The 19,157-nt window shown below is 29.4% G+C and carries 16 protein-coding genes, 1 tRNA gene and 1 rRNA gene; 14 read left to right on the forward strand and 4 right to left on the reverse strand.

Annotation, left to right across the window (positions count from 1 at the left end; all coding sequences use genetic code 11):
* From DR020_RS08215 to DR020_RS08225, 3 genes are all read left to right on the forward strand, one after another.
* Nucleotides 1–2,757 (forward strand): 23S ribosomal RNA (locus DR020_RS08215); the annotation flags it as partial.
* Between the two features lie 61 nt (nt 2,758–2,818).
* Nucleotides 2,819–2,893 (forward strand) — tRNA-Asn (locus DR020_RS08220).
* A 78-nt stretch (nt 2,894–2,971) separates the two neighbouring features.
* Nucleotides 2,972–3,937 carry an NAD(P)/FAD-dependent oxidoreductase gene (locus tag DR020_RS08225; protein ID WP_058992565.1) on the forward strand — a complete coding sequence of 322 codons (966 nt, stop codon included), beginning with the start codon at nt 2,972–2,974 and terminating at the stop codon, nt 3,935–3,937.
* A gap of 34 nt (nt 3,938–3,971) precedes the next feature.
* On the opposite strand, the gene DR020_RS08230 is transcribed toward DR020_RS08225, so the two are convergent.
* Both DR020_RS08230 and DR020_RS08235 read right to left on the reverse strand, forming a co-directional pair.
* Complete coding sequence (locus DR020_RS08230; protein WP_058992567.1) at nt 3,972–4,565, reverse strand: GDSL-type esterase/lipase family protein; 594 nt, start codon at nt 4,563–4,565, stop codon at nt 3,972–3,974.
* A 91-nt stretch (nt 4,566–4,656) separates the two neighbouring features.
* Nucleotides 4,657–5,283, reverse strand: coding sequence for a RusA family crossover junction endodeoxyribonuclease (locus DR020_RS08235; RefSeq protein ID WP_055259604.1), 627 nt, complete (start codon nt 5,281–5,283; stop codon nt 4,657–4,659).
* A 129-nt stretch (nt 5,284–5,412) separates the two neighbouring features.
* Here DR020_RS08235 and tsaD point away from each other — a divergent pair, with 129 nt between their 5' ends.
* Together tsaD and DR020_RS08245 are read left to right on the forward strand one after the other, a co-directional pair.
* Complete coding sequence (gene tsaD, locus DR020_RS08240) at nt 5,413–6,432, forward strand: tRNA (adenosine(37)-N6)-threonylcarbamoyltransferase complex transferase subunit TsaD (protein WP_112365700.1); 1,020 nt, start codon at nt 5,413–5,415, stop codon at nt 6,430–6,432.
* Nucleotides 6,433–6,573: 141 nt separating this feature from the next.
* Nucleotides 6,574–7,734 carry a S1C family serine protease gene (locus DR020_RS08245; protein WP_055259600.1) on the forward strand — a complete coding sequence of 387 codons (1,161 nt, stop codon included), beginning with the start codon at nt 6,574–6,576 and terminating at the stop codon, nt 7,732–7,734.
* A gap of 70 nt (nt 7,735–7,804) precedes the next feature.
* Here DR020_RS08245 and DR020_RS08250 read toward each other — a convergent pair whose 3' ends face one another.
* Nucleotides 7,805–8,944 carry a glycosyltransferase family 4 protein gene (locus tag DR020_RS08250; RefSeq protein WP_055259598.1) on the reverse strand — a complete coding sequence of 380 codons (1,140 nt, stop codon included), beginning with the start codon at nt 8,942–8,944 and terminating at the stop codon, nt 7,805–7,807.
* Between the two features lie 119 nt (nt 8,945–9,063).
* Between DR020_RS08250 and DR020_RS08255 the strand changes: the two genes are divergently transcribed.
* From DR020_RS08255 to DR020_RS08265, 3 genes are read left to right on the forward strand one after another with little or no spacing between them, the layout of a single operon-like run.
* Nucleotides 9,064–10,056, forward strand: a complete 993-nt coding sequence (locus tag DR020_RS08255) for a CotS family spore coat protein (protein WP_112365701.1) — start codon at nt 9,064–9,066, stop codon at nt 10,054–10,056.
* Between the two features lie 26 nt (nt 10,057–10,082).
* Nucleotides 10,083–10,772, forward strand: a complete 690-nt coding sequence (locus tag DR020_RS08260) for a hypothetical protein (RefSeq protein ID WP_146739591.1) — start codon at nt 10,083–10,085, stop codon at nt 10,770–10,772.
* A gap of 12 nt (nt 10,773–10,784) precedes the next feature.
* Nucleotides 10,785–11,822, forward strand: coding sequence for a CotS family spore coat protein (locus tag DR020_RS08265; protein ID WP_112365702.1), 1,038 nt, complete (start codon nt 10,785–10,787; stop codon nt 11,820–11,822).
* 52 nt (nt 11,823–11,874) lie between these two features.
* Here DR020_RS08265 and DR020_RS08270 read toward each other — a convergent pair whose 3' ends face one another.
* Nucleotides 11,875–13,002 (reverse strand): glycosyltransferase family 4 protein, encoded by a 1,128-nt coding sequence (locus tag DR020_RS08270; protein ID WP_112365703.1) that lies wholly within the window; start codon nt 13,000–13,002, stop codon nt 11,875–11,877.
* A gap of 106 nt (nt 13,003–13,108) precedes the next feature.
* On the opposite strand from DR020_RS08270, the gene DR020_RS08275 reads away from it, so the two are divergent.
* The 6 genes from DR020_RS08275 (at nt 13,109) to spoIIR (ending at nt 19,075) form a co-directional block, all read left to right on the forward strand.
* Complete coding sequence (locus DR020_RS08275) at nt 13,109–14,113, forward strand: CotS family spore coat protein (RefSeq protein WP_112365704.1); 1,005 nt, start codon at nt 13,109–13,111, stop codon at nt 14,111–14,113.
* Between the two features lie 100 nt (nt 14,114–14,213).
* Nucleotides 14,214–15,080, forward strand: coding sequence for a sporulation peptidase YabG (yabG, locus tag DR020_RS08280; protein WP_055259584.1), 867 nt, complete (start codon nt 14,214–14,216; stop codon nt 15,078–15,080).
* Between the two features lie 114 nt (nt 15,081–15,194).
* Nucleotides 15,195–15,428 carry a Veg family protein gene (locus DR020_RS08285; RefSeq protein ID WP_055259582.1) on the forward strand — a complete coding sequence of 78 codons (234 nt, stop codon included), beginning with the start codon at nt 15,195–15,197 and terminating at the stop codon, nt 15,426–15,428.
* Between the two features lie 329 nt (nt 15,429–15,757).
* A complete protein-coding gene (locus tag DR020_RS08290) occupies nt 15,758–17,317 on the forward strand; it encodes a DUF3794 and LysM peptidoglycan-binding domain-containing protein (RefSeq protein ID WP_058992574.1) in 1,560 nt (519 codons plus the stop codon).
* Between the two features lie 205 nt (nt 17,318–17,522).
* Entirely contained in the window at nt 17,523–18,380 is an 858-nt protein-coding gene (gene ispE, locus DR020_RS08295; RefSeq protein ID WP_112365705.1) for a 4-(cytidine 5'-diphospho)-2-C-methyl-D-erythritol kinase, read from the forward strand.
* A gap of 59 nt (nt 18,381–18,439) precedes the next feature.
* Nucleotides 18,440–19,075 carry a stage II sporulation protein R gene (gene spoIIR, locus DR020_RS08300; RefSeq protein ID WP_055259576.1) on the forward strand — a complete coding sequence of 212 codons (636 nt, stop codon included), beginning with the start codon at nt 18,440–18,442 and terminating at the stop codon, nt 19,073–19,075.
* The last annotated feature ends 82 nt before the right edge of the window (nt 19,076–19,157 follow it).

Genomic DNA, 19,157 nt, shown 5'->3' on the forward strand with positions numbered 1-19,157 from the left:
GTATCGTTAACTGAATAAATAGGTTAACGAGGGTAAACCTAGGGAACTGAAACATCTAAGTACCTAGAGGAAGAGAAAGAAAAATCGATTTTCTAAGTAGCGGCGAGCGAAAGGGAAAGAGCCCAAACCGGAAACTTGTTTCCGGGTTGTGGATAGAACATAACGAGAAACTATAACTAATTGAAGAGAGCTGGAAAGCTCTACCGTAGAAGGTAATAGTCCTGTAAATGAAAGTTAGAGTAATCAAGTTCTAATCCAGAGTACCACGAGACACGTGAAACCTTGTGGGAAGCAGGGAGGACCACCTCCCAAGGCTAAATACTACCTGATGACCGATAGTGAAGCAGTACCGTGAGGGAAAGGTGAAAAGAACCCCGGGAGGGGAGTGAAATAGAACTTGAAACCATATGTTTACAACCGATCAAAGCACCTTATGTGTGCGATGATGTGCTTTTTGTAGAACGAGCCAACGAGTTACGATATGTAGCAAGGTTAAGTACTTAAGGTACGGAGCCGAAGGGAAACCAAGTCTTAATAGGGCAACTAGTTGCATGTCGTAGACCCGAAACCGGGTGACCTATCCATGGCCAGGTTGAAGCGAGGGTAAAACCTCGTGGAGGACCGAACCACGTTGCTGTTGAAAAAGCATGGGATGAGCTGTGGATAGCGGAGAAATTCCAATCGAACTCGGAGATAGCTGGTTCTCCTCGAAATAGCTTTAGGGCTAGCGTCGAATATGAGTAATGGAGGTAGAGCACTGAATGGGCTAGGGGCATAGCGCTTACCGAACCTTATCAAACTCCGAATGCCATATACTATAAGTTCGGCAGTCAGACTACGAATGATAAGATCCGTGGTCAAAAGGGAAACAGCCCAGATCGTCAGCTAAGGTCCCAAAGTGTAAGTTAAGTGGAAAAGGATGTGGGATTTCTAAGACAACTAGGATGTTGGCTTAGAAGCAGCCACTCATTAAAAGAGTGCGTAATAGCTCACTAGTCGAGAGATCCTGCGCCGAAGATGTTCGGGGCTAAAACTTACCACCGAAGCTACGGGCTTGAATTTATTCAAGCGGTAGAGGAGCGTCGTAATCGGGCTGAAGTCATACCGTAAGGAGTGGTGGACTGATTACGAGTGAGAATGTTGGCATTAGTAGCGAGATGTAGGTGAGAATCCTACAGGCCGAATACCTAAGGTTTCCTCAGGAAGGCTCGTCCGCTGAGGGTTAGTCGGGACCTAAGCCGAGGTCGAAAGGCGTAGGTGATGGACAACTGGTTGATATTCCAGTACCACTACCATCGTTATTATCGATGGCGTGACGTAGGAGGATAGTGTGTGCTAGCTATTGGATGCTAGTCTAAGCATTTAGTCAGTTACAATAGGCAAATCCGTTGTAATAATGATGAGATGTTATGGGGAAGGTTCTACGGAACCGAAGTACATGATTCCACGCTGCCAAGAAAAGCGTCTAGAGAGAGAAGTAGTGCCCGTACCGCAAACCGACACAGGTAGGTGAGGAGAGAATCCTAAGGCCGGCGGAAGAATTGCAGTTAAGGAACTCGGCAAATTGATCCCGTAAGTTAGCAATAAGGGATGCCTATGAGAGTAGGCCGCAGAGAATAGGCTCAAGCAACTGTTTAGCAAAAACACAGGTCTCTGCTAAAGCGTAAGCTGATGTATAGGGGCTGACGCCTGCCCGGTGCTGGAAGGTTAAGGGGAACACTTAGCGTAAGCGAAGGTGTGAACTTAAGCCCCAGTAAACGGCGGCCGTAACTATAACGGTCCTAAGGTAGCGAAATTCCTTGTCAGGTAAGTTCTGACCCGCACGAATGGCGTAATGACTTGAGCACTGTCTCAACTGCAAATCCGGCGAAGTTGTAGTACCAGTGAAGATGCTGGTTACCCGCGATTGGACGGAAAGACCCCGTAGAGCTTTACTGTAGCTTAGCATTGAATTTCGGTATTGTCTGTACAGGATAGGTGGGAGACTGAGAGACTAGGGCGTCAGCCTTAGTGGAGTCGACGTTGGGATACCACCCTGATAGTACTGAAGTTCTAACTGGCGGCCATGAATCTGGTCACAGGACATTGTTAGGTGGGCAGTTTGACTGGGGCGGTCGCCTCCTAAAAAGTAACGGAGGCGCCCAAAGGTTCCCTCAGAACGGTCGGAAATCGTTCGAAGAGTGCAAAGGCAGAAGGGAGCCTAACTGCGACACCCACAAGTGGAGCAGGGACGAAAGTCGGGCTTAGTGATCCGGTGGTACCTCGTGGGAGGGCCATCGCTCAACGGATAAAAGCTACCTCGGGGATAACAGGCTGATCTCCCCCAAGAGTCCACATCGACGGGGAGGTTTGGCACCTCGATGTCGGCTCGTCGCATCCTGGGGCTGAAGTAGGTCCCAAGGGTTGGGCTGTTCGCCCATTAAAGCGGCACGCGAGCTGGGTTCAGAACGTCGTGAGACAGTTCGGTCCCTATCCGTCGCGGGCGTAGGAAATTTGAGAGGAGCTGTCCTTAGTACGAGAGGACCGGGATGGACTGACCTCTGGTGTACCAGTTGTTCCGCCAGGAGCACAGCTGGGTAGCTAAGTCGGGAAGGGATAAACGCTGAAAGCATCTAAGCGTGAAGCCCACCTCAAGATGAGATTTCCCATAGCATAAGCTAGTAAGACCCCTTGAAGAACACAAGGTTGATAGGTCAGAGGTGTAAGTATGGTAACATATTTAGCTGACTGATACTAATAGGTCGAGGGCTTGATCTAATTAACTTTATGTTAATACTTAGTGTAATTTTGAAAGAATATATCTTTCAAATACTAATATTCCTCTGTAGCTCAATGGTGGAGCACTCGGCTGTTAACCGATAGGTTGGAGGTTCGAGCCCTCTCGGAGGAGCCAATTTGATATTTAAGCTTATAGTAAAATCTATAAGCTTTTTTTATTATATTATTTATCAATTATCAAGGGAGAATACTTATGAGTAATGTTTATTTTGAGTATGATTTAGTAGTGATAGGCGGTGGCCCAGCTGGAATGGCATGCGCTATATCTGCTGATAATGAAAATATTAAAAATATACTTTTGATTGAAAGAGAAGAATATTTGGGGGGAGAATTAAACCAAACAATTCATTGTGGCTATGGAGAAGATATATTTGGTCATAGTGTAACTGGAAGTGAATATGCTCAATATTTTATAGATAGTATAAAATTTTCTGATATTCAAGTTAAATTAAATACTACAGCACTTAGTGTAAAAAATGGAAATATGATTTATTATGTAAGTCCAAATGAAGGAATGAAAATTATTAAAGCTAAGGTTATAGTATTAGCTACTGGAAGCAGAGAAAAATTTAATTGCAATATTGATATTCCCATTAATAAAATAGCAGGAGTTTATACAATAGGAGCTGCTCAGAGGTTTATAAATGCTCAAGGATATTTACCGGGTAAAAAAATAGTGATATTAGGTTCTGGAGATAAAGAGATTTTAATAGCTAGGCGTTTGCTTGTTGAAGGTGCTGAGGTTATAGCTATTATAGAACCATCAAATAAATTAAATTGTAGAACTGATAAAAGTATAAAAATAATAAAAGATTTTAATCTATGTATAAAATTAAATCATAATATTATAGATATACTTGGTGATGAGAGAATTAGTGGAGTTGTACTTGCAAGTGATGACAAAATTATGGAGTCCATAGAATGTGATTCATTATTAATTTCTTTAAATAGAAGTTCAGAAAGTGAACTTGCTAAAGAATTAAGTTTAGAGATAAATAAAGAAAATGATAGTATATTAGTTAATGAAAAATTTGAAACTAGCAGAAAAAATATACTTGCGTGTGGAAATGCAATTCATTGTGATGAATTATCAAAAAAATGCGTAGAAGAAGGTATGAAGGTTGGGAAAATTGTGAAAGAATATTTAATAAGAAATTAATATAATTAGTACTTATCCCCTATAAATATTAACGCTATTTATAGGGGAAGTTACTGATTAATAAATTTTTTATTTCATTGAACATTAAATAATTTCCATATTTACTTAAATGAATTCCATCGTTAAAATATATATTTTCTTCTTTAATTAAATTGTAAATATCTAAAAAATATATGTTATTTAAAATACATAATTTTTCAAGTTCTTTGTTAAGCAAATTTAAATTATTATTTATTTTAATATAATTTATAGAGTCATCCCAAAGCTTTTGTGCTAATGATTTGAAAGTTTTAGGAGGAGAAAGGATTATAGGGATTATATTATTAAGTAAACAGTCCTTTATCATAATATTTATGTTATCTATGATAGAATTCACGCTCCTATTAGATAGGATATCATTAGTTCCACACATTATAATGCAAATTTGTGGTTTGTTTGTTAAAACATCTTTAAAAAATCGAGATAAAAGGCCTATTGATGTATCACCGTTTATTCCTTTATTTATAAGATTTAGCTTTAAATCTTCTTTTAATAAATGTGTCCAACTTTCCTTTTGGGGGATGCCATATCCAAAGGTTAGTGAATCTCCAATGCACACTATTTTACAAGAATTATTCAAATAAATCATTTATTAGTAACCTCTCTTTAATTATTGGTTAAAGTTAAATTAATATGTAGTAGTTTGCATATAATTTAAATTTCATATTTTTATAATGTTTTTAAAAAGTTTTAGATAAGCATTTTCTACATATCACTGTTTTTCCTTTATTAGCTGTTATAAAATCATTAGATTTTATTGTTTTACCACAAATGGAGCAAGTTTTGTTAGTATCGTTTATAGGCTTAGTAATAGTATTTTTATTTGTATTTTTTGAAGAAGTTATTTTTTTATTAGATGAATAAATAGTTTTAGGTTTTATAGTAGAGTTTTTTACTATTTTATAATCTATAGAATATTCGCTTTCACCAAAAAGCTCCAATTCAAATCTAGGATTTTCTTTATCATAAAATTCTTCTATAATTATTCGTCTAATTTGAACATCATTTACTATTAATCCGCTTTTTTCAATACCGTCGAAAATACTTTTTGTTATATTATTTGTGTCTGGATGGCGTTTTTCACTTTTGTAATAAACTTTTAAAATAGCAATTAATGCTTCATCTAATACTATGTTTGGATTTTGTATTCTAGCTTCGTAAGATATTTGTTCTTCATAATTGGCATATCTATCATGATATTTCCCAGAATTATTAGGAAGGATAGCACGCCCTTTAGAATTAAACATTTTAAAATTTGATTTGGAAATAGGAGAGCCTTTAATTATAACTCTTGCGTAACAACTCATAATTTCTCCTTTATATAAAAATTTATAATAATTATAACATATTATTTAAGCCTATACTTTATTGAATGTATAAACACTATGAAGTATAATACAAATTACATAATAAATATAGTTTACGAGGTATAAAAAATGGAAAATAAAATAATTTTAGCTATTGAAAGCAGTTGTGATGAAACATCAGCAGCTGTAGTAGTTAATGGTAGAGATGTTTTGTCTAACATTATAGCATCTCAAATAGATACACATAAAAAATTTGGAGGAGTAGTTCCAGAGGTTGCATCTAGAATGCATATAGAAGTTATAAATTCAGTAGTTAGTGAGGCTTTGAAAGTGGCTAATAAAACTTTAGATGATATAGATGCTATTGCAGTAACTTATGGGCCAGGTCTTGTTGGGGCGTTATTAGTTGGTCTTCAGTATGCTAAGGGGCTTGCTTATTCTTTAAAAAAACCTTTGATTGGGGTAAATCATATTGAAGGACATATAAGTGCAAATTTTATAGAACATAAGGATTTAAAACCGCCTTTTGTATGTTTAGTAGTCTCAGGAGGACATACTTTTATAGTTCATGTAAAAGATTATGGAAATTATGGGATTATAGGAGAGACTAGGGATGATGCAGCAGGAGAAGCGTATGATAAGGTTGCAAGATCTTTAGGACTAGGATATCCTGGGGGACCTAAAATAGATAAATTATCGAAAGAAGGAAATGAAGATGCTATTAAATTTCCAAGAGCAAATTTTCATGATAATACTTTAGATTTTTCCTTTAGCGGGGTAAAATCTGCTGTACTTAACTATCTAAATAAAATGGAGATGAAAAATGAAAAAATAAATAAAGCAGATGTAGCAGCTAGTTTTCAAAAAGCTGTTGTTGGTGTTTTAACTGATAATGTAATAAAAACGTGTAAAATAAAGAAAATAGATAAAATAGCTATTGCAGGAGGTGTTGCATCAAATTCTGCTTTAAGAGAAAGTTTAATTAAAGAGGGAAAAAAGAGAAATATAAATGTTCTTTTTCCAAGTCCTATTTTGTGCACGGATAATGCAGCTATGATAGGAAGTGCTGCTTATTTTGAATTTTTAAGGGGTAATGTAGCTAGTATGGATTTAAATGCTAAACCTAATTTGAGATTGGGGGAAAGATAATAGGGTTATTTTATATTGTATAAAAATAAATGGAATAAAATAATAAATATGACATAAAAATGTCATAAATTACTGATAATATATAATTAAAGAAAAGAGTTAGTGTAAGGAGTTTAATTAGTGTTTTAGGAGGATTATATTATGAGTAAATTCCACAATAATAATGAAAATAATTGTTTAGATAAAAATAGAAAATTTAAAAAATCAATTTCTTTTATTGCTGGTGGTTTAGTATGTGCTATGTTAGGTGGAGTAACTGGAGGATATGGAGTTTACTATATGGTTAAATCTGATACTGAAATAAGTGATGGATCTAATAAAAGTAGCGTATATGGTTCAGGAACAAATTCAACTACTACTAATACATCAAAGGAGTTTACAAGTTCAAGTGGTTCTTTAACGATTGCAGAGGTTGTAAAGATGGTTGCACCTGCTGTAGTTGGTGTTGATGCTACAATAAACTCAACATCTGGGACTTCTAACAGCTTAGGATCAGGTTTTATAATAAGTGAAGAGGGTCTTGTTGTGACTAATTATCATGTTATAGAAGGGGCAACAAGTGTTAATGTAGTGTTAAGTACTGGAAAGGAAGTAAGTGCAGAGGTTGTAAACTACGATTCTACTGAAGATTTAGCAGTACTTAAAGTAACAGATGATATAGAAATGCCAGGTGTTGCGAATCTTGGAGATTCTTCATCAGTTGAAACTGGGGAAGAGGTAATTGCTATTGGAAATCCTCTTGGAAAAGAATTTAGTGAAACTGTAACTAGTGGTATAGTAAGTTCTGCAAATAGAACGATAACAAAGAATGATTCAAGTACAGTTGAATATATTCAAACAGATGCGGCTATAAACTCAGGAAATAGTGGAGGCCCACTTATAAATTCACAAGGTCAAGTTATAGGTATAAATACAGCAAAAGAGGTAGGGGAAGGCATAGAAGGTATAGGTTTTTCAATTCCTATAAATGTTCTTACAGAAAAATTGGAGGATTTATCTAAACCAATGCTTTTATTAGGTATAACCGGAAGAACTATAGATGAAACTACAGCTAAGTTTAGAAATTTGCCAAAAGGAGTTTATGTAGTTACAGTATCAGAATATAGTGCAGCTGAAAAGGCAGGGCTACAAAGTGGTGATGTAATAACAAAATTTGGAGGAAATAAAATAACAAGTATAGATGAATTAAATACGTATAAACAAAATTATAGTAGTGGTGATACTGTAAGCATGACTGTATCAAGAAATGGAAAAAATATTACATTAAATGTGGTGTTAGAAGCTAGTGCCAATTTAAATTAATGAAGAATATAAAATAGATTATTAAATAAAATTAAAGCCATATTAAATTTATATTAATATGGCTTTAATTTTATTTATCTTTTTTACCTAATTTATAAAATGTTTTATAAGAATTTAAGGTTTTTTTAGCTGTTTTTTCCCAAGTGAAATTTTTACTGTTTTCAAAGCCTTCGTTTCCTAATGCATGTCTTAATTTATCATTATTTAAAAGCGTAACTAGTCTATTTTCTAAATCGTGTTTATTATTTGGTTCTATTAAAACATAAGGGTTTTTAACCACTTCAGGGATAGATGTTATATTGGTGCTTATTATTGGTGTTTTACAACTCATGGCCTCTAAGGGAGGAAGTCCAAAGCCTTCATAAAGTGATGGATAAACAAATAGTTCTGAAGCGTTATATAATACTGGTAAGAAACTATCTTCTACAAAGCCAATAAATTTAATATGGTTTCTTCCTTCTAAATTGTTTGAGTATTCTTTTAACTTTAGTCCTTCATCTTTTAAAGAACCTGCTATAACTAAATCAAATTCTCCGTTTAATGATGAAAAGATATTGTTAAATACATCTATTAAAAGTTTAACATTTTTTCTTAGACTAAAACCACCAAGATATAGTACAAATGGGTTGTTTATATTAAATTTAGCTACCATTTCTTGTTTGCATTTTCTTTTATCTAGGGGTTTAAAATTTTTGTTTGCGGCAAGTGGTGTTACGATTATTCTTTCACTTGGAAATGAAGGGAAAAATTTTAATATATCTTTTTTGGAGTATTCTGACACAGTAAGTATACCATCTGCATTATTTATTATAGCAGGCATATCTTTTAGAAAGTTTTTTAGATAGTTTTTTCCTACTGTTTCTGGAAGAACATATGGAATTAAATCATGAATAGTTACGATTTTTAAAAAATCTCCTTTTTCATTTAGTCCTATTCCATTTTGAGGGACATGGTATAAATCAATAGATTCTTTATTTGCATAAAGTGGAATATAATAATCTTCAAAAAAGTGTTGATGTTTTTTTGAAGACATAATAATTTTTGTATTATCTTTATTAAAAGCTTCTTCTTTTCCTCCAGAGCAAAATAAGTGAAACTTATCATTAGAATTATTTATATTAATCATAGATTCTATTAGATTAAAGGTATATGTACCAATACCAGTACCATTATACCAAGATGCACCTCTAGCATCTAAGAGTATTTTCATAAGGTAAACATCTCCAAAAATATTCATATAATAAATAATATTATAAAAAGATGTTAGATGTGAATATAAGTAATATAAAAAAATATATAATATAATGAATCAATATTTAAGGATAGTATATGGATTATGTTTATATTAAAAACTTAGTTGAGGAAAAATATAGTATTAATGTACAAAGTGTAGAAAAGATAAAAAATGTTTATAAAATAATAGATAATAGTAATTCTAAATTTTGTTTAAAGGTAATAGGATATGAATATCCTCATTTTTATTTTATAATTTCAGCAATGGAACATTTAAAAAATAATAATTATAAGAATATATTAGAAATAATAAATACTACTGATAATAAAAATTATATTAAAATTAAGGATAAATTTGCTTATTTAACTAAATGGATAGATTCTAGAGAATTAAATTATGATAACCCTGTGGATTTAGAGCTGGCAACGATAAATTTAGCCAAGCTTCATAGGGGGAGTGAAGGGTTTTCAATAAATTCAAAGATGAAGCCGAGAATTTATTGGGGGAATTGGATAAAAAATTTTCAAACTAGAGGAAATGAAATATTAGATTTTAAAAAAAGAATATATCAAAAGTCATATAAATCAGAATTTGATTTATTATATTTAGATATTATAATTGAACAATTAGAAAGTGTTGAAAATTGTATAATAAACTTAAAAAAAAGTGGATATATGAGTCTTATGTCTAGGCAAGTTATGAGGAGAGGATTTTGTCATCATGATTATGCGCATCATAATGTTTTATTAGACAGTAATAATGAAATAAGAATAATTGATTTTGACTATTGTATATTGGATACTTACCTTCATGATTTAGGAAGTCTTTGTATAAGAGTTATGAAAGATGGCAAGTGGGATATTAATAAATTTAAAAAAATAATTAATGATTACTCAATGGTTAAAAGTATTACGGATGAAGAAATTAAAATTTTAAAATATTTTATTATGTTTCCACAAGCTTATTGGCAGTTAGGTATTCAATATTATTGGGAACAACAGCCATGGAAAGAAGAGGTGTTTATAAATAAGTTATTAAAGTATATAAACGATATAGAGATGAGGAAAGAATTTATTGAACAATTATAGAGTATAATTGGGGTGATTGTATGAATATGAGTAATGAATTAGTGAAATTTTTAAATGATAGTGGGATATTCATTGCTGAAAAGAGAAAAAAACAAAATAATAATAGTTTTGATAATGATATAGATAATTTAATTCAAATACAAAAAATATTATTAAATTACGATAAGCCATACAGTTTAGGTATTCCTAATGTTATATGGAAGGATATAGAAACATTTAAAGTGTGGAATAGAAGGGGAAGACGGCTTATTAAAAATTATAATTTTAATGAACTTGAAAATGTGGTGAGAAAAGCTGAAATTGCAATAGATACAATATATCAAAGTTCATATTTAAATCTTATACATAGATCAATGAGAAATAATGAAATATGTGTAGGAAAAGTATCTTCAAATAATATTTGGAAAGATGGAAACATAAATATATTTGATTTAAGTAAAATGGCATTTAATTTAATAGAGCATGATTGTTATAAGTATCTTTTTAAGTATAGAAAAAGAAAGAATTCTTTAGATTGTAACAAGATAATAAATTCTTTTATAAAGAGCCACAATTTAGATAATGATAGTAAGATATATATAGAAAATTTGTTGTCATACCCTTATGATTCAATGAAAATTATACAAAAGAAATATTTAATGCAAAGGTTAGATAAAGAAGAAATTTTTAAGAAATCAGAATTTTTGACGAATTTATATAACAATGATTTGATTTAGGGGTGGATTATTATGGGGAAGGTAAGGTATAGCGATGAAAAATATTTGTGTGGATATGATTTGTCAGTAGATTTTTTTGAAAGTTTAGGGTTGGATGTTATTGATTTGTGGCCTAATAGAAATATTTATGTTTTGGATACTAAGCAAGGGAAAAAAATTTTAAAAATGATAGAGTATCCAATTGCTAGACTTGATTTTATTTGTAGGAGTATAGATTATATAAAAAAGGATTATCCATATATCTTAAATATAAATACTCTTCCAAATGGTGATAAGTATATTAATTGGAAGAATAAAACGTATATATTGATGGACTTAATAGAAGGTGTGGAATGTGATGTTGCAAATCCCATAGAATTAGAAAGAACAGCAAAGGCAATAGCATTAATGCATAAAGCATCAGATGGATTTTTAACAACTTTATCGAATAAAGAGATAATGAACAATTTAGGAAATTACTATTTAGAGAAAAAATTTGATGAAGATAAAAGGGCGTTACTAAAATTTAAAGAAGATGTTTTAAGTTTTAAATATAAGAATGAATTTGATGAAATATTTATAAATAACGTTGATAGAAATATTAAGAAGATAGATTTTTGTATCGATTTATTAAAAAATAGCAAATATTACTCTCTTTGGAATAACAATAATTATATAGTTGCTTCCCATAATGATTTAGCTTATCATAATATAATAATTAGGGATAATAAAGTATATTTTATAGATTTTGATTATTTAAAAATAGATATTAGAGCAAAAGATATAAGTGATTTTATAATTAAAACCATAAAAAGATTTGGATTTAGTGTAGAGATGTGTGATTCTATAATTTGTAATTATGATAAAGTAAGTAGATTAACTAAAGAAGAATTAGAAATTATGTATATATATATGATGTATCCATCTGACTTTACTATTTTATCTATAGAATATTATAAAAAACTTAAAGAATGGAGTTATGAATCATATCTTTATAAGTTTAAAAATAAGTTGAGCTATGAAAAAGAAAAAAAAGAAACTTTAGAATATTATAAAAACAATTATTTATAATAAAAAAATAAGCACATGTTTATTTGAGTTAATCATGTGCTTTTTATATTTTTTATAGTGATAATAAAGTATTTTCATAGGCATCAAGGGTATTATAAGCAGTTTTTTTCCAACTAAATTTACTAGAATGAATAAGTCCTCTATATATAAGAGAAGATGCTAAATCTTTATCATTGAAAATATTAAGTATAGCAGAGGAAATATCATCTATATTAGATGGATTTATTAAAATAGAAGCATCTCCACAAACTTCAGGAACAGATGTTAAAGATGATGAGATAACAGGAGTTGCACAAGCCATAGCTTCAAGAACTGGGAGTCCAAATCCTTCGTAAAATGATGGGTATACAAGCATTGATGAAGCATTATAAAAGTAAGGCATATCATCTGTTTTTATAAATCCTGGGAAAATCACAGAAGATTCTAATTTGAGTTCAATAGTACGTTTTTTATATGTCTCATAGGAAAATCCATGTCGTCCTACGATAACCAACTTTAAATTTTTTTTTGTTTTATTTTTTACGATATTAAAAGCTTCGATTAATCCTAAAATGTTTTTTCTAGGACTAAAGCCTCCAACATATAGTATAAAATCAGTATCAATTGAATATCTTTTTTTTAGGATTTTTTTACAATAATGTTTATCTAAAGGTTTATACATTTCTTCGGCAGCTAATTGTGTAACATAAACTTTTTCTTCTGGATAATTAAAATATTCACAGATATCTTTTTTTGAAAATTCCGATACTGTTATGATGCTACTAGTTGTATTTAAAATTGTAGGCAGTTGTTCGTTAAAAACTTTTAAAAATACAGGACTAACAGTTTCAGGCATTTTTAATGGGATTATATCGTGTAATGTTATTATTGAAGGACAGGAAATATTTTCGCACATTCCTATACCATTTTGTGGTATATGGTATATATCATATTTATTTTTTTCTAAAATATTAGGTGTTTTTATATATTCCCAAAAATTATTATTAGGATTTCCTGATGAATTTGTAAGGGAAAAATTATTTTTTAAATTTAAATCTAAATTGGAATCTTTAGGAGTTAATATTGTATACTTATTCAAAAAATCTATTTGATTAAAATTGTTTATTAATTGATAAGTATAGTTTCCAATACCAGTACCTCTATATAAAGTAGCTGCTCTGCCATCTATACTAATATTCATAAATTAATCCTTCCTTCATGGATATAATTTTATTATATTAGAATTTATTATAAAATGTTAATAAAAATATATAGCTCATCATATAAATATATAGGGGGTGAGTAATATGATGAGAGAATTTGAAATTGAAAGACAATTTAATATAAAAATAGAAACAATGAAACCTAATAAAGGGGTATATTATTTAAATACCGATAAGGGTGAGAGATGTTTAAAGAAGATAAATTTTGGTATACAAAAATTAGAATTTGTATGTGGAGCCAAAGAGCATCTAATTAATAATGGTTTTAAAAGTGTTGATAGATATTTTATGAATTTAGATAATGAGCCATATGCAATGGTTAATGAAGATTTGTATACATTGTCTGAATGGATTGAGGGACGTGAATGTGACTTTACATCAATAGATGATATAAGCTTAGCATCGGCTAAATTAGCAGAACTTCATGAGTGCAGTAAGGGGTATGATCCACCAGAGAATTCAAAGCTTAAAAGCGATTTAGGAAGATGGGTAAGTCTTATGGAAAAAAGAATTAAAGCCCTAGATAAAATGAGAGATATGGCTAGAAAAAAACATAATAAACAACAATATGATTTAGACTATTTAAGTAATGTTGAATTTTATAAAAAATTAGGGGAAAGGGCTTTAAATGTTTTAAAAACTTCTGATTATTTAAATTTATGTGAGGAAGCAGAAGTAAATAAAATATTTTGTCATCACGATTATACTTATCATAATATTATTATAGGCAAAGAAAATAATGTGAATATAATAGATTTTGATTATTGCAAGAGAGAAGTTAGGGTTTATGATTTGGCTAATTTTATAACCAAAGTATCTAAAAAAGTGGATTGGGATATAAAATATGCTAATAAAATAATAGAAGAATATAACAAGGTTTCAAAACTTAAAGAAAATGAATATAGGGTATTGTTTGCTTATTTATTATTTCCACAAAGATTTTGGAGATTAGCTAATAGATATTATTATAATGAGGTTACATGGGGACAAAATACTTTTACTAAAAAAATAAATAATATGATAAACGAACAAGATAAATATATTAAGTTTATAGATGAATTTAAGAAAATTTATAATCAAAATGAGTAATAAGAACGCCTAAAATAGGCGCTCTTATTACTTCAATGTAACATGTTAATAAAAAATACATAAAATAATAAGATAAAATAGATATTATTTAGGTGATTTTATGGAGATTGGAGAATATGTTGTAAGAAAATCTTATGGTAGAGATATAACGTTTAAAATAATAGATATAAAGGAAAAAAAAAATAAAAAAATTTATATATTAAAAGGTATAAACTTTAGAATAATAGCCGACTCTTTAGAAGATGATTTAGAGAATGTTGGAGATGATTTTGCAGGGGATAAAGATAGGATATTTAACTCAAGAGTTAATGAAAGTATTAGACGAGCTATGGTTTTAAGAGGAAGAGGTGTAAAGCCAAGTCAAAAATCTCAAAAGATTAGTAAAAACGACCATCTTGTTTTTGGTAGACCAGGGAAAATACTTCATGTTGATGGAGATTCAAGTTATTTGGAAACTTGCCTTAAGGTGTATAAGCAATTAAAGTTAGATGCTACAGGAGTTGCTATTTCGGAATATGAACAACCAAGAAAAATTTTAGATTATGTAAAAGAATGCAAACCAGATATAGTTGTGTTAACTGGTCATGATGGGGTGATAAAAGGGACAACTAATTATTTAGACTTAAATAATTATAGAAATTCTAAATATTTCATAGAAGCTGTAAATGTTCTTAGAAATTATAATGCTAGTTATGATGAATTAGTTATATTTGCTGGTGCATGTCAATCTTGCTATGAAGCTATATTAGATGCTGGTGCTAATTTTGCAAGTTCACCAAATAGAGTCTTGATTCATTGTTTAGACCCTGTTTTTGTATGTGAAAAAATAGCATATACAAGAATAAATGAAGTAGTGTCTACAATAGATGTTATAGAAAATACTATTACAGGAATTAAGGGAATTGGTGGTTTACAGACTAGAGGAAAATATAGAGAAGGGTATCCTAAATCCCCTTATATAAATTAAGTACAAATAGAATAATTTTAGGAATTTTGACTGATAATAAAACTAGATGTTTAAGTAAGCAAAAATCATTAAAAACATCATTCTCAAAAATAAAATGAAGGAAGGTGTTAAAAGATGAAAATAAATACTACATTGCAGACAATAAAACAAGATTTAGAGGAACATGTAGGACAGAAAGTTTTATTAAAAGCCAATAATGGGAGAAAAAAAATATCAATACAAGAAGGAGTTTTAGAAGGCGTGTATGCGAGCATCTTTGTTGTAAGGGTAGAAAATGATTTTCCAAGAACTTTAACCTATAATTATTCAGATATTTTAACCAATACTGTGCAATTAAATTTTTCTTGAAAAGAGCGTTAGCTCTTTTTTATATGCAAAAAAAAGAAAGATGGTGGGTTTCCATCTTTCAACTATGGTATAAAAGGGTATTGAGAATTTATGAGAGGTTATATGGTCAATAACCTACTTTATAATACGACATTTTTAGAGATATGTCAACAATAATAGTGAAAAAAATATAATTTTTTTTTTATTTTTTTAATGAATAGAAGTTATAGACTTTAAATAACACTATAATATCATGAAACATGTAAATAAAATTAAAAAATTATATAAATAGGAATAAAATTTTATTTGTGGATATATATTATATTAAATATAATAATGGGGGGTAGTTCATGGTTAATTTAGATATTATAAAAGAAAATATACAACTTGAAAAATTAGTTGGAGAAGAATCTGTAAGCATACCAGTTAAAGAAGAGTACTTAATTCCAGATACACATCCTGATGTATACAAAATATTATCTTTAGATGTAGATACATCTATAATAAATAAAGAGGTACAGACAGATAAGGTCGTAGTTGAAACTTTATTAAAGTTTAATGTAATTTATTTAGCAAAGGAAGAAGGAGAGTTTGTAATAACTAGTCATGTTTATGAAAAAAATATATCTAATCAAATAGATATACAAGGCGCAGAACATAAAATGGTATGCTATGCTAAATGTGAATTGGAACATATTAATTCAAATATAATAAATGAGAGAAAAATAAATATTGAAGCTTATTTTACTATAAAATCTAGGGTTTATGAGAGAGAGAATGTTGAGTTTATTAAAGATGTAAATTCAAATGGAGATGTACAACTTCAGAAAAAACCAGATAGAATAGAAAAAATAGTGGCTAATAAAAATTTCAATATTGAAGCTAAATCCAAAATAAAAGTTGGGATTGATAAACCACAAATAGATAAGATAATAAGCCATAGTTTTTTGATTCATAAAAAAGATATAAAGATATTAGAAGATAAGGTACAAGCATCTTGTTATATAAAAATGAATATTGTGTATAAGTCTAATGATGGGAAAGAGTTATACGTTTTAGAAGATGATATTCCTGTAACGAAAGAAGAAGAAGTTATTGGTGTTGGGTTAGGTATGATTTCGGATTATGATATAGAATTGCACAATTTTAATATAAATGTTGAAGAAGATGAAACTAATGAGAAAAAAGTTGTGGATTTTGATGCAGTAGTAAACGTTGATACTAAAATTATTAAGATAGAGGATATAGAAATATTAGATGATATATACTCACCTACAAGTACAATAACTGTTAATAAAGATGCGTTTAATATATGTATGACTAGAGCAGAAGGTTCGACAGAAATCATTGTTAAGGATAATATATCATTAGAAAATGATGATAATATAGCACAAATTATAAGTAGTATAGGTAAGGTAATAAGTGTAAATAGTAAAATAGATAATAATAAAGTTATTGTAGATGGTGTTTTAAAGGTTGACAGTATATATGCTTGTTCAGACGAAAATAAGTATTTAAATACGGTGTCTGGAGATTTGCCTTTTGAGTGTTCAATAGATATACAAAATATAAATGATGGAATGGAAGAAAATATATATGTGAATTTAGAAAATATACAAAGCACAGTTGAAGCAAATACAGTTGCTGTTAAAGCAGTTATATATATATTGGCTAAAGTTAAAGAAAAAACTGTAAAGCAATATATTAAAGATATAGAACAAAAGGATGAAGTTAAAGAAAAAAATGCATCAATAAGCATATATGTAGTACAAAAAAACGATACTATTTGGAATTTAGCTAAAAAATATAATACGACTATGGAAGATATAATAAAAATAAATAACATAGAAAATCCTGATATTATTTATCCAGGAGAAAAATTAATTATTCCAGGAAGAGCAGTAATTTAAATAAGTAGCCATTTTAAAAAGAGATAGATTCAGTTTTAAAATGGCTACTTAAAATAATAATTCCTTTTATATATAAAAATGAAAATTATGGTTTATATGATATAATATTAATAATAAAATTTCCCAAACTATTTAATAATTTTCATTGAAATATTAGCTAATAAGATAATATAATCTTATTAATTACTAAAGAGAGGAAGATAAAATGAGGAAGAAAGCCTATGCAAAAATAAATATATCATTAGATGTAATAGGAAAAAGGGATGATGGATATCATTTGTTAGAAATGATTATGCAGACTATAGATTTATATGATGAGATAGAGATTATAAAAAATTATGATAAATCTATAAAAATACATTGCAATAAGCAATATGTGCCTTGTGACGAAAGAAATTTAGCATATAAAGCAGCAAAATTATTTAAAGATAAGTATAAGATAAAAGATGGAGTTATTATCAAAATAAAAAAAAATATACCAGTAGCAGCGGGACTTGCAGGAGGTAGTACAGACGCAGCAACTGTTTTATGTATAATGAATAAAATGTTTAATGTTGATGCAACGTATAAAGAGTTAACTGATTTAGCTCTTAAAATAGGTGCTGATGTTCCTTATTGTATAAATGGTGGGACAGCTCTTTGCGAAGGTATTGGTGAAAAGATAACATATTTAGATAAATTTGAAAATAAGATATTAGTTGTTATTAAGCCTAATTTTGGGGTTCCAACTAAAGAGGTTTATGGTAGTTTGGATATAAATAAGATATATAAGCATGTAAAAACGAATCAATTAATAGAATGCATTAAAAAAGATGACATTTATGGTGTATGCAACAATATGAAGAATGTTTTAGAAAATGTTACATTAGGGAAACATAAGATATTAAAAGAAATAAAAGAAGATTTAAATAAAAATTCAGCTATAGGGGCTATGATGAGTGGTAGTGGTCCTACTATATTTGGTTTTTTTGAAGATATGTTAACAGCGCAAAACGCATATGAAAGTATTAAAAATAAGTATAAATTTAAAGATATTTTTATAACTCGCACAATAAATAGATAATAAGATGAATAAAATAAGCATCTCTTGATAATAATTTAAATATTAGGGGGTGTTTTTTTATGAAAAAACTAGTTATATATATATCAGTATTGGTAATATTAATATGTTCTTTATGTGGACATGCTTATATAGATAATGTTAAAAATAATGACTTAATAGATTCAATAAGTAACAAAATAATAAGGTTTCATGTTCTTGCAAATAGTAATTCTAATGAAGATCAGCAACTTAAAATAAAGGTTAAGGATAAAATAATAGAATACATATTTCCAAAGCTTGAAAATTCTAATAGTTTAGAAGAATCACGAGAAATATTAGCTAATAATGAAGATGAAATTATAAAAATTGCCAATGAATGCATAAATGAAAATGGTTATAATTACTCTGTTAAGGTAGAATTTAAAAGAGAGAATTTCCCAGAAAAAGTTTATGGGAATATAAGTCTTCCTCAAGGGGAATATGAAGCGTTTAGAGTTTTAATAGGAGAAGCATCTGGAGAGAATTGGTGGTGTGTTATGTTTCCACCTATATGTTTTGTAGATGTTACGAAGGGACAAGTTAGTTATGATGAAACCGAGGAGTCTATGAAAGAGGTTCTAACAGATGAAGAATTTGAAAAAATAAGAAATGATGTAATAGTTGATGAAACTAAAAATGTGAAATTTAGTTTAAAAATATTTGACTTATTTAAATAGAAATTTTAAACTACAACTAGATAAAATTTTATTTTGTTAAAAAATATAAGATAAATAAATAAAGTAAAATTGAGGTGTGATA

Origin of the sequence: Sarcina ventriculi (assembly GCF_900456775.1) — a bacterium.
Lineage (GTDB): Bacteria > Bacillota > Clostridia > Clostridiales > Clostridiaceae > Sarcina > Sarcina ventriculi.

Coding starts and splice junctions, on each gene's coding strand:
- DR020_RS08270 (WP_112365703.1), bottom strand. CDS start 13,002: ATGAATATTAGTATAGATGGCAGAGCAGCTACTTTATATAGAGGTACT.
- DR020_RS08230 (WP_058992567.1), bottom strand. CDS start 4,565: ATGATTTATTTGAATAATTCTTGTAAAATAGTGTGCATTGGAGATTCA.
- spoIIR (WP_055259576.1), top strand. CDS start 18,440: ATGAAAAAACTAGTTATATATATATCAGTATTGGTAATATTAATATGT.
- DR020_RS08285 (WP_055259582.1), top strand. CDS start 15,195: ATGAAAATAAATACTACATTGCAGACAATAAAACAAGATTTAGAGGAA.
- tsaD (WP_112365700.1), top strand. CDS start 5,413: ATGGAAAATAAAATAATTTTAGCTATTGAAAGCAGTTGTGATGAAACA.
- ispE (WP_112365705.1), top strand. CDS start 17,523: ATGAGGAAGAAAGCCTATGCAAAAATAAATATATCATTAGATGTAATA.
- DR020_RS08250 (WP_055259598.1), bottom strand. CDS start 8,944: ATGAAAATACTCTTAGATGCTAGAGGTGCATCTTGGTATAATGGTACT.
- DR020_RS08265 (WP_112365702.1), top strand. CDS start 10,785: ATGGGGAAGGTAAGGTATAGCGATGAAAAATATTTGTGTGGATATGAT.
- DR020_RS08260 (WP_146739591.1), top strand. CDS start 10,083: ATGAGTAATGAATTAGTGAAATTTTTAAATGATAGTGGGATATTCATT.
- DR020_RS08275 (WP_112365704.1), top strand. CDS start 13,109: ATGATGAGAGAATTTGAAATTGAAAGACAATTTAATATAAAAATAGAA.
- yabG (WP_055259584.1), top strand. CDS start 14,214: ATGGAGATTGGAGAATATGTTGTAAGAAAATCTTATGGTAGAGATATA.
- DR020_RS08255 (WP_112365701.1), top strand. CDS start 9,064: ATGGATTATGTTTATATTAAAAACTTAGTTGAGGAAAAATATAGTATT.
- DR020_RS08245 (WP_055259600.1), top strand. CDS start 6,574: ATGAGTAAATTCCACAATAATAATGAAAATAATTGTTTAGATAAAAAT.
- DR020_RS08235 (WP_055259604.1), bottom strand. CDS start 5,283: ATGAGTTGTTACGCAAGAGTTATAATTAAAGGCTCTCCTATTTCCAAA.
- DR020_RS08225 (WP_058992565.1), top strand. CDS start 2,972: ATGAGTAATGTTTATTTTGAGTATGATTTAGTAGTGATAGGCGGTGGC.
- DR020_RS08290 (WP_058992574.1), top strand. CDS start 15,758: ATGGTTAATTTAGATATTATAAAAGAAAATATACAACTTGAAAAATTA.